This is a genomic window from Xanthomonas sp. NCPPB 3570 (assembly GCF_056725115.1).
Window position 1 is genome coordinate 2,395,232 of sequence record NZ_CM161513.1, and the last position, 9,930, is coordinate 2,405,161.

The 9,930-nt window shown below is 68.7% G+C and carries 1 protein-coding gene and 1 pseudogene; both read left to right on the top strand.

Annotated features, from left to right (window positions below):
• Positions 1 to 63: 63 nt before the first annotated feature.
• Positions 64 to 9,828 carry an amino acid adenylation domain-containing protein gene (locus tag AC1PLR_RS10530; protein ID WP_481103574.1) on the top strand — a complete coding sequence of 3,255 codons (9,765 nt, stop codon included), beginning with the start codon at positions 64 to 66 and terminating at the stop codon, positions 9,826 to 9,828.
• Positions 9,825 to 9,923, top strand: a pseudogene (locus tag AC1PLR_RS10535) (hypothetical protein); the annotation flags it as partial. The gene AC1PLR_RS10530 and the pseudogene AC1PLR_RS10535, both read left to right, overlap by 4 nt.
• Positions 9,924 to 9,930: the final 7 nt, after the last annotated feature.

Below are 9,930 nucleotides of genomic sequence, written 5' to 3' on the forward strand. Positions count from 1 at the left end.
TTCCGTAGGTACGCCATGACGCATTCATCATCGTCGGAAATCGAACTGCTGAAGCTGGAATTGATGCGTCGCCGCTTGGCAAAGACAAGCATAGCCAAGCCTGCATTGACTGCATCCATTCCTCGCGCGGAAAGGAGCGGAACGCTGCCGCTGTCGTGGGCGCAACAGCGGCTATGGTTCCTTGAACAGTTCGATCAGGCCGCAAGCGTGGCCTATCACATGCCGGTGGCGTTGCGCTTGGACGGCGACCTGGACGTGCCGGCATTGCAGGCCACCCTGGATCGCATCGTCATGCGCCACGAGAACCTGCGGACGGTGTTCGTTAAATCAGGAGATGCGGCACGGCTGGTGATCCGGAACGACGTCAACGGACTGCCGATGGACTACCAGGATCTCAGCGATGCTGCGGGACGCCTGGACGATGCCGAAGTTGCGTTGATCGTGTCGGAGCAGGTGCGTACTCCGTTCGATCTGGAGCATGGGCCGTTGATTCGGGCCTGTCTTTTCAAGCTGCGTGAGCGCGAGCATCTGTTTCTGGTAACCCAGCACCATATCGTCTCCGACGGCTGGTCCATCGGTGTGTTGATCAACGAATTCACTACGTTGTATCCATGCTTCCGCTTGGGACGGCCTGATCCGTTGCCGCCGTTGCCGATCCAGTACGCAGACTATGCGGTATGGCAGCGGCAGCAGCTGCAGGGACAGGGACTGGAGGATCGGCTGTCCTTCTGGCGCGGACACCTCCGCGGTGCCCCGCCGTTGCTCCTGCTGCCGACTGACCGCCCCCGGCCCGCAGTGCAGAGCTATGCCGGAGATCGTGTTCCGGTGATGTTTGCTGAGGCATTGACTCAGTCGTTGAAGGAGTTGGCACAAAGGAGCGGCACGACGACCTATATGGTCCTGCTGGCAGGCTGGTCCACATTGATGGCCCGCTTGAGTGGGCAGACCGACGTGGTGATAGGCAGCCCTGTGGCGAACCGGGATGCTGTGGAAACGCAAGGGCTGGTGGGCTGTTTCGTCAACACCGTCGCGCTACGCGTCCAACTGGACGATGATCCGACGTGCCTGCAACTGCTGGAACGAGTCAAGCGCACCGCGCTGGCCGCCTATGCGCACCAGGATCTTCCTTTCGACCAAGTGGTCGAGGCATTGCAGCCTGAGCGGAGCCTCAGCTATAGCCCAGTGTTCCAGGTGATGCTGACGCTGGACAATACGCCTCGCAACAGCACCCTGTCGCTGCCTGGCCTGGATGTCATCCAAGTGGAGCCTGCGCATCCGACGGCGCACTTTGACCTGCGCATGTTGTTGAGCGATGGCGGTGTGTCGCTGGAGGGCGAGCTCGAGTACGCCAGCGATCTGTTCGATCGCGCCACGGCCGAGCGCATGGTGACGCAGTGGTTCACCCTGCTGGCCGGCATGTGTCTTCATGAGAACGCAGCCCTGAGCGCGCTGCCTTTGTTGACAGCGGCCGAGCGGCAGCTGGTCGTGCATGGCTTCAACCGCATCGAGGAGTGCACGCCGGACGAGCACGTGGTGGGGTTGTTCGCCGCGCAGGTGGCGCGCACGCCGCAGGCGCCGGCGATCGCCTTCGGCGGCCTGACGCTGGACTTTGCCACGCTGGATCGTCAGTCCAGCCAGCTGGCGCAACGGTTGGTGGCGCTGGGCGTGCGCCCGGACGATCGGGTGGCGATCTGCGTGGAGCGTGGGGTGCAGATGGGCGTGGGCCTGCTGGGGATCTGGAAGGCCGGCGCAGGCTATGTGCCGCTGGACCCGGGGTATCCGCAGGAGCGGTTGGCGTACATGCTGCAGGACAGTGCCCCGCGTGCGGTGGTCAGCCAGGGCGATGTGCTGGCGTCGCTGGAGCTGTCGGTGGCGGTGCCGCTGGTGGACCTGGACGATGCGACGCTGTCCGCCGAGCCGACGCAGGCGCCGGCGGTGGCGCTGGAGCCGCAGCATCTGGCGTACATGATCTACACGTCCGGCTCGACCGGGCAGCCGAAGGGGGTGATGATCGAGCATCGCTCGCCGGTGAACTTCTGGCGTGCGATGCGCCAGAGCACGCATCGGGACCTGCCGGCCAATGCGCGTGTGGCGGTGAACGCCGCGTACGCCTTCGACATGTCGCTCAAGGGATGGCTGCAGTGGTTGTCCGGGCATTGCGTGATGCCGGTGCCGCAGCAGATCCGGGCCAGCGGCCCGGCGCTGCTGGCGTTCCTGGAGCAGGAGCGGATCGATGCGCTGGACAGTACGCCCTCGCAGTTGGAAGGCCTGCTGGCGGCGGGCCTGCTGGAGGGGACGGGCCATCGTCCGCGCAGCGTGCTGCTGGGGGGCGAGGCGATCGGGCCGGCGTTGTGGGCGCGCTTGCGCGGGTCCGAGCGGATCGCGTTCTTCAACATGTACGGTCCGACCGAGTGCACGGTGGATGCGACGCTGATCGGCGTGCGGGAGGCGGGTGCGACGCCGACGATCGGGCGTCCGATCCGGAACGTGCCGGTGTACATCCTCGATGGGCAGGGCGAGCCGGTGCCGGTGGGGGTGGCCGGTGAGCTGTGCATCGGCGGGGTGCAGGTGGCACGCGGCTACTGGAACCGTGCGCAGTTGAGCGCGGAGCGGTTCGTGCCGGACCGGTTCAGTGCCGATCCGCAGGCGCGGATGTACCGCACCGGGGATCTGGGCCGGTGGCGGGCCGACGGGACGATCGAGTACCTGGGGCGCAACGACTTCCAGGTGAAGATCCGCGGCTTCCGGATCGAGCTGGGGGAGATCGAGGCGCAGTTGCTGGCGTGTGCGGACGTGCGCGAGGCGGTGGTGGTGGCGCGTGCCTACGGCGAGGGCGACACACGGCTGGTGGCGTACGTGGTGATGGCGCCGGGGGTGGCCTGCGATGTGTCGGCGCTGCGGCAGGTCTTGCTGCAGCGGCTGGCCGAGTACATGGTGCCGAGCGCGTTCGTGGCGCTGGAGGCGTTGCCGCTGACGGCCAATGGCAAGCTGGACCGTCAGGCGTTGCCGGCGCCGGAGACGGCGGCGGTTGCGGTGCGTGCGTACGAAGCGCCGCACGGGGAGATCGAAGAGGCGATCGCGGCGATCTGGCAGGACCTGCTGGGCGTGGAACGGGTGGGGCGCCACGACCACTTCTTCGAGCTGGGCGGCCACTCGTTGATGGTGATCGGGCTGATCGAACGGCTGCGCCAGCGCGGCCATGTCACCGATGTGCGCAGCGTGTTCACGGCCCCGATCCTGAGCGCGCTGGCTGAGCGCATGGGAGCCGAGCGCCAGGGCGGTCCGACGCTGGCTGCCAATCCGATCACCCCCCAGACCACCCGCCTTACGCCGGAGTTGCTGCCGCTGGTGCGGCTGGAGCAGGCGCAGATCGACCAGATCGTGGCGCAGGTGCCGGGCGGGGTGCCCAACATCCAGGACATCTATCCGCTGGCGCCGCTGCAGGAAGGCATTTTGTTCCACCACCTGCTGGAGCAGGAGCGCGAAGGCGACGCCTATCTTATGCGTTCGGTGGTGGCCTTCGCCGACCGGGCACGACTGGATGCGTTCCTCTGGGCGATGCAGCAGATGATCGACCGGCATGACATCCTGCGCAGCGCGATGCAGTGGCAGGGGCTGCCGCAACCGGTGCAGGTCGTGCACCGGCAGGCGCGCTTGCCGGTGCAGGAACTGGAAGTGGACGCCGGCCAGGATGCGCTGGCGCAGTTGCAGCAGGCGACCGATCCGCGCCGGCATCGGGTGCCGGTGAGCCAGGCGCCGGTGATGCGCGCGTTTGTGGTGGAAGACCCGGTGCGCGGGGAATGGTTGCTGGCGCTGCTGCGGCACCACCTGGTCTGCGACCACGTGGCGATGGATCTGCTGCTGTCGGAAATCCAGACGCTGCTGGGCGGCGGCACGCTGCCGCCGGCACGGCCGTATCGTCACTTCATCGCGCAGATGCAGCACGAGGACGTTGCCGCCCACGAGGCGTATTTCCGCCAGCAACTGGGCGACATCGAGGAACCGAGCGCACCGTTCGGGGTGATGGACGTCCGCCACGACGGGGCGGCGGTGAACGAGGCACGCAGTGGGCTGCCGCTGGCGATGGCGCAGGCGATCCGCAGGCAGTCGCGGCAGTTGGGCGTGAGCCCGGCGGTGCTGTTCCACGTGGCCTGGGCACGGGTGGTAGGGCAGTGCAGCGGGCGCGATGGCGACGTGGTGTTCGGGACGGTGCTTTCCGGACGGCTGCAGGGGTCGGAGGGCGCCGACCAGGTGGTGGGCATGTTCCTGAACACCTTGCCGGTGCGGATCGGGCAGGGAGCCGATGCACGCGGCTCCGTCGCGGCGGTGCACGAGCAACTGAGCGCGCTGCTGGAACACGAGCAGGCATCGCTGGCACTGGCACAGCGCTGCAGTGGCGTGGCCGCTCCGCTGCCGCTGTTCACCTCGCTGCTGAACTACCGGCACAGCCATGCCGCCACGCCCGAGGAGAGCGCGCAGGCGGCACAGGCATGGGAGGGCATGCGCCTGATCGGAGGCGACACCCGCAACAACTATCCGCTGACGATGTCGGTGGAGGACCTGGGGGAGGCGTTCGGGCTGACTGCGTTGGCGGTGGACGGGATCGACCCGCAGCGCCTGGTGGGGTACATGGAACAGGCGCTGTGCGCATTGCTGGACGCGCTGGAGACGGGGGCGCAGCAGCCGCTGCGTCAGCTGGCGATCCTGCCGGCGGCCGAGCGGCAGCTGGTCGTGCATGGCTTCAACCGCATCGAGGAGTGCACGCCGGACGAGCACGTGGTGGGGTTGTTCGCCGCGCAGGTGGCGCGCACGCCGCAGGCGCCGGCGATCGCCTTCGGCGGCCTGACGCTGGACTTTGCCACGCTGGATCGTCAGTCCAGCCAGCTGGCGCAACGGTTGGTGGCGCTGGGCGTGCGCCCGGACGATCGGGTGGCGATCTGCGTGGAGCGTGGGGTGCAGATGGGCGTGGGCCTGCTGGGGATCTGGAAGGCCGGCGCAGGCTATGTGCCGCTGGACCCGGGGTATCCGCAGGAGCGGTTGGCGTACATGCTGCAGGACAGTGCCCCGCGTGCGGTGGTCAGCCAGGGCGATGTGCTGGCGTCGCTGGAGCTGTCGGTGGCGGTGCCGCTGGTGGACCTGCACGATGCGACGCTGGCCGCCGAGCCGACGCAGGCGCCGGCGGTGGCGCTGGAGCCGCAGCATCTGGCGTACATGATCTACACGTCCGGGTCGACCGGGCAGCCGAAGGGGGTGATGATCGAGCATCGCTCGCCGGTGAACTTCTGGCGTGCGATGCGCCAGAGCACGCATCGGGACCTGCCGGCCAATGCGCGTGTGGCGGTGAACGCCGCGTACGCCTTCGACATGTCGCTCAAGGGATGGCTGCAGTGGTTGTCCGGGCATTGCGTGATGCCGGTGCCGCAGCAGATCCGGGCCAGCGGCCCGGCGCTGCTGGCGTTCCTGGAGCAGGAGCGGATCGATGCGCTGGACAGTACGCCCTCGCAGTTGGAAGGCCTGCTGGCGGCGGGCCTGCTGGAGGGGACGGGCCATCGTCCGCGCAGCGTGCTGCTGGGGGGCGAGGCGATCGGGCCGGCGTTGTGGGCGCGCTTGCGCGGGTCCGAGCGGATCGCGTTCTTCAACATGTACGGTCCGACCGAGTGCACGGTGGATGCGACGCTGATCGGCGTGCGGGAGGCGGGTGCGACGCCGACGATCGGGCGTCCGATCCGGAACGTGCCGGTGTACATCCTCGATGGGCAGGGCGAGCCGGTGCCGGTGGGGGTGGCCGGTGAGCTGTGCATCGGCGGGGTGCAGGTGGCACGCGGCTACTGGAACCGTGCGCAGTTGAGCGCGGAGCGGTTCGTGCCGGACCGGTTCAGTGCCGATCCGCAGGCGCGGATGTACCGCACCGGGGATCTGGGCCGGTGGCGGGCCGACGGGACGATCGAGTACCTGGGGCGCAACGACTTCCAGGTGAAGATCCGCGGCTTCCGGATCGAGCTGGGGGAGATCGAGGCGCAGTTGCTGGCGTGTGCGGACGTGCGCGAGGCGGTGGTGGTGGCGCGTGCCTACGGCGAGGGCGACACACGGCTGGTGGCGTACGTGGTGATGGCGCCGGGGGTGGCCTGCGATGTGTCGGCGCTGCGGCAGGCCTTGCTGCAGCGGCTGGCCGAGTACATGGTGCCGAGCGCGTTCGTGGCGCTGGAGGCGTTGCCGCTGACGGCCAATGGCAAACTGGACCGTCAGGCGCTGCCGTCGCCGGAGACGGCGGCGGTTGCGGTGCGTGCGTACGAAGCGCCGCACGGGGAGATCGAAGAGGCGATCGCGGCGATCTGGCAGGACCTGCTGGGCGTGGAACGGGTGGGGCGCCACGACCATTTCTTCGAGCTGGGCGGCCACTCGCTGCTGGCCGTGCAGGTCGCCTCACGGTTGCACGCATCGCTGCAACTGGAGGTCCCGCTCCGCGAACTGTTCGCACGGCCGACCCTGTCGGCGCTGGCCGCCAGCCTCGACAGCACGGCCTCTCTCGCTCCCTCCCGGACCTCCATCACCCTGGCTGATCGCAGCCGGCCGTTGCCGCTGTCGTGGGCGCAGCAGCGGTTGTGGTTCCTGGACCAGTTGGACCCGGCCGCCGGCGCGGCGTACCACATGCCGGTGGCGCTGCAGTTGCACGGTGCGCTGGACCGGGCCGCGCTGCAGGCCAGCCTGGACCGCATCGTCGCCCGCCACGAGAACCTGCGCACACGCTTCGTCAGCCAAGCCGATGGTCCGGTCCAGCTCGTCGATGCGGCCGACATCGGCTTCCGGCTGCAGTGGCACGACCTGTCCGCGTTGCTGCCCGATGCCCAGGCGCAGGCCGTGGCCGCGCACAGCCAGGAGGAGGCCGGCGCACGGTTCGACCTGGCGCAGGGGCCGTTGGTACGCGGGCGCCTGCTGCGCCTGGACCAGGACACGCATGTGCTGCTGGTGACCCAGCACCACATCGTGTCCGACGGTTGGTCGATCGGCGTACTGGTGCAGGAGGTCAGCGCGTTGTACGCGGCCTTCTGCCAGGGCCAGGCCGACCCGCTGCCGGCGCTGTCGATCCAGTATGCCGACTACGCCGCCTGGCAGCGCGGCTGGTTGCAGGGGGATACGTTGCAGGGGCACCTGCAGTATTGGCGTGCGCAACTGGCCGGTGCGCCGGCGTTGCTGGAACTGCCGGTCGACCGTCCCCGTCCGCAGGTGCAGCGCTATGCGGGCGAGCGGCTCGCGGTGCATCTGCCGGCTGCGCTGAGCGCCGGGCTGCGCGCCCTGTCGCGGCGGCATGGCACGACCCTGTTCATGACCTTGCTGGCCGGCTGGTCGGCACTGCTGTCGCGCCTGAGCGGGCAGTCGCAGGTGGTGATCGGCAGCCCGGTGGCCAACCGCACCCGGCGCGAACTGGAGCCGCTGATCGGCTTCTTCGTCAATACGCTGGCCCTGCGGGTGAACCTGGAGGCGGCCCCGACCGTGGCCGACCTGCTGGCGCAGGTGAAGGCGACCACGCTGGCGGCCTACGACCACCAGGACCTGCCCTTCGAACAGGTCGTCGAGGCGGTGCAGCCGGTGCGCAGCCTGCGCCACAGCCCCCTGTTCCAGGTGATGCTGAGCCTGAACAACACGCCTGACCGCGGCGGCCTGCAGTTGCCGGGCCTGACCCTTGAGCAGATGCCCAGCCCCGCACAGACGGCGCAGTTCGATCTGTCGCTGTCGCTGGTGGATCAGGGACAGACGCTGAGCGGCAGTCTGGTCTATGCCAGCGACCTGTTCGATCGTGCCACGGTGGAGCGGATGCTGGCGCAGTGGCAGACCTTGCTGGCGGCGATGGTGGCCGATGCGCATGGCCCGCTCATGGCGCTGCCGCTGCTGGAGGCGGACGAACGCGCGCAGGTGCTGGGCGGCTTCCATGCGCAGGCCCATGCAGGAAGAGCGCAGACGTTCTCGCCCGGGCTGGTGCATGCCGGGTTCGAAGCCCACGCGGCCCGCACGCCGCACGCCACGGCGGTGCGGTGGGAAGGGCAGACGTTGAGCTATGGCGAACTGGAACGGCGCGCCAACCAGGTGGCGCACCGGTTGATCGCACTGGGCGTGCGCCCGGATGAGCGGGTGGCGCTGTGCGTGGAGCGCGGCCTGGAACTGGTGGTGGGCCTGATCGGCATTCTCAAGGCCGGTGCCGGCTACGTCCCCCTGGACCCGGCCTATCCCGGCGACCGGCTGGCCTACATGCTGGCCGACAGCGCACCGGTGGCAGTGCTGACCCAGATCGCACTGGCCGCCACGCTGCCGGCAACGAGCGTCCCGATCCTGGCGCTGGACCAGGCGGCACAGTGGCAGGCGCAGCCGGTGCACGCGCCAGACCCGGCGCAGTTGGGGCTGCAGCCGCACCACCTGGCGTATGTGATCTACACCTCCGGCTCGACCGGTCAGCCGAAGGGCGTGATGGTCGAACATGCACAGGTGAGCCGGTTGTTCGCGGCCACCGAGCACTGGTTCAACTTCGGCCCGCAGGATGTCTGGACGCTGTTCCATTCCTATGCGTTCGACTTCTCGGTGTGGGAGCTGTGGGGAGCGTTGAACTACGGCGGGCGGCTGGTGGTGGTGCCGTCGCTGTGCGCGCGCGCGCCAGCGGAGTTCTACACGTTGCTGGTGACCGAGCAGGTCACGGTGCTGAACCAGACGCCCAGTGCGTTCCGTGCGTTGAGTGCGGCGACGGGCGCGGGCGCGCATGCGCTGCGCCTGATCGTATTCGGGGGCGAGGCCCTGGAGCCGGCGATGCTGGCGGACTGGGTGCGGCACACCCCGACCTCGTCCACGCAGTTGGTCAACATGTACGGCATCACCGAGATCACCGTGCATGCGACCCATCGGTCGATCACCGAGGCCGACATCCTGACCTCGCACGGCAGCCCGATCGGCCAGGCGATCCCGGATCTGCGGCTGTATGTCCTGGATGCGGGCGGAGAGCCGGTACCGGTGGGAGTGAGCGGGGAGCTGTACGTCTCCGGCGCGGGCGTGGCGCGCGGCTATCTCAACCGGCCGGCACTGAGCGCCGAGCGGTTCGTGCCGGATCGGTTCAGCACCGATCCGCAGGCGCGGATGTACCGCACCGGCGACCTGGGCCGCTGGCGCGCCGACGGGACGATCGAATACCTGGGACGCAACGACTTCCAGGTGAAGATCCGCGGCTACCGGATCGAACTGGGCGAGATCGAGGCGCGCCTGGGCGCCTGTGCCGGCGTGCGCGAGGCGGTGGTGATCGCGCGCGAGGACAGCCCGGGCGACAAGCGGCTGGTGGCCTACGTGGTGATGGAATCGGGGCAGGCGTGCGAGGTGCATGCGCTGCGTCAGGCGCTGGCCCGCGACCTGGCCGAGTACATGCTGCCCAGCGCATTCGTGGCGCTGGAGGCGCTGCCGCTGACAACCAACGGCAAGCTGGACCGGCAGGCGCTGCCGGTCCCGGATCAGAGCGCGGTCCTGCAGCGTCCGTTCGAGGCGGCGCAGGGCGAGCGGGAGCAGGCGCTGGCCCAGGTCTGGCAGGAGCTGCTGACGCTGGAGCAGGTCAGTCGCCACGATCACTTCTTCGAACTGGGCGGCCACTCGCTGCTGGTGGTGAGCCTGATCGAACGCTTGCGCCAGCGCGGATGGAGCATCGACGTGCGTGCGGTCTTCATGACCCCGGTCCTCATGCAATTGGCGACGCTGCTGCAGAGCACGGCAGATACGGCATTCGAGATACCCGCCAATCTGATCCCCGAGCACTTCGGAGAGCAGGACACCGCAACCGATATGGAGGAGTTCAACGTATGACGCCACAGGACGTGCTCGCTCAGCTTCACGAACGCGGAGTATCGGTGCAAGTCAAGGACGGGGAGCTTGTCGTACGTGCAGCGCGTGGAGCGATGGACGACG

Coding starts and splice junctions, on each gene's coding strand:
- AC1PLR_RS10530 (WP_481103574.1), top strand. CDS start 64: ATGCGTCGCCGCTTGGCAAAGACAAGCATAGCCAAGCCTGCATTGACT.